Below are 1,652 nucleotides of genomic sequence, written 5' to 3'. Positions count from 1 at the left end.
GTTCAACCAGAATCACTGTTCACGTTCCGCCAGAATCGGTGTTCACTTTCAATCAGAATGAGTGTTCATTTTGGGGCAGAATATGCAATAGTTGCGAACCGTTCATCCCATGCATCATGGATAGAGGGATCATCATCTAACACTACAACAACAGAGTCATGCCTAATATTCATGGAGTCGCAGAACCAGCTAGGGTGGTTAGATCGCACTAAACTTATTGTGATTTTTGTACCAATTTTTTCCACTGAATGAATATGCATTGTACCCTTAATTTGCTCTAAATATTGCTTTGTATAAGATAAACCAAAACCAGCACCTTTTTTTTTATTAAAGCTAAATCCTTGCTCAGTAACTTTTGGCAAAATATCAGGAGGAATGCCGCAGCCATTATCTTCAATAATAATTTCAACATGAGTAGCATTGCAGGTTAACGAGATGACTATAGAGCCATTAGAGTTAATGGCTTCAATGCTATTGTTAATAAGATTAGAAAGGACACGTTTGAAAGAACCAGGATTAATATTGGAAAAACAATTATATGAACAGACTGATCCATTTAAGTTGATGTTGACGTTGGTCTTATAATATTCATAGCGTTTTTCTGCAACTATATTATCTAGCACCACAAATATTAATTCTGGAGAATCTTTCATATCTGCCATGATATCCTTTGAATCAAAAAAATTATTTTTTGACTGTAAGAGCAGGTTATTAGCAATATCATTGATTCTCTTTGCCGCATTTCTAATCATAATGCGTTTATTTTCAGGAATGGATGTTACATCAGCTACTGCAGTATTTATTGCCGCTAATGGTGACCGAATATCGTGAGCAACTTGCTCAGCAATATTTTTTCTTACTTCGTAATAAGCTTTTTCTTTCTGTAAACTAATTATTTCACGATGTTCATCAATAAATTTATTAGCAATTTGTCTGTACTCATCAATTTCTACCTTTGCAAAATTAACAGCATTATTCGTTTGATGTGAAGCGATGAAGTCAAGCAAATATTCGGTATTGTTAGCTATCTTCTTTCTCATTGATAGGAATAGAAATAAAAAATTAAAGAGAAATATTCCAACTACGACTAATAAAATAAATAAAAGACCATAGGATGCGGGTATTGTATAAATGGAATTATATTGTTTTCTGGCGACCACATATCCTAATACTTTTTCATCCTTTTTAATAAATGTGATGCCAGAAAGTTGCCCATTGGTTGCTTTGCATATCAGGAAATTATTATTCGTAGTATTTTTTCCGCAATCACCTAAATACTCCTCAATGCTATTTGGAAAGGCAATGAATTTTATTGAGTCTAGTTTGCGCTCATTTCCTAAGTTGTAGAGTACTAAATCAAGGGCATCCTTATTATTAAGTAGCTGGTACCTACCAATTTCATCCGTTGTAAATGAGTCATTGATAATTAGATTTCTGGAAAATGTACTCATTTGATTATGAAAATAATCTCTTGCAAGCAGGAGTATAAAGCCAAAAATAATAAACTGGATTAGAGCAGAATATGCCATTTTTTTAATAAAAAGTGCTTTGATTGAAGAGCTTTTGTCATTCAGCATGCTAAAGGGACCGTCGATCAGCAGCTAATGGGACCGCCTAAAATGTCAAAACGGTACCTATCAAACTGGTCCACT

Annotated in this window: 1 protein-coding gene; it reads right to left on the bottom strand. The window is 34.0% G+C overall.

The window, feature by feature from the left end; translation table 11 throughout:
- Nucleotides 1-65: 65 nt before the first annotated feature.
- A complete protein-coding gene (locus Lwal_RS06195) occupies nucleotides 66-1,577 on the bottom strand; it encodes a sensor histidine kinase (RefSeq protein ID WP_231950994.1) in 1,512 nt (503 codons plus the stop codon).
- Nucleotides 1,578-1,652 lie beyond the last annotated feature (75 nt).

The sequence above is a fragment of the Legionella waltersii genome (genome assembly GCF_001468085.1).
GTDB lineage: Bacteria > Pseudomonadota > Gammaproteobacteria > Legionellales > Legionellaceae > Legionella > Legionella waltersii.
The sequence above is the reverse complement of the archived record's forward strand: the minus strand, read 5'-3'. Positions and strand labels throughout refer to the sequence as shown.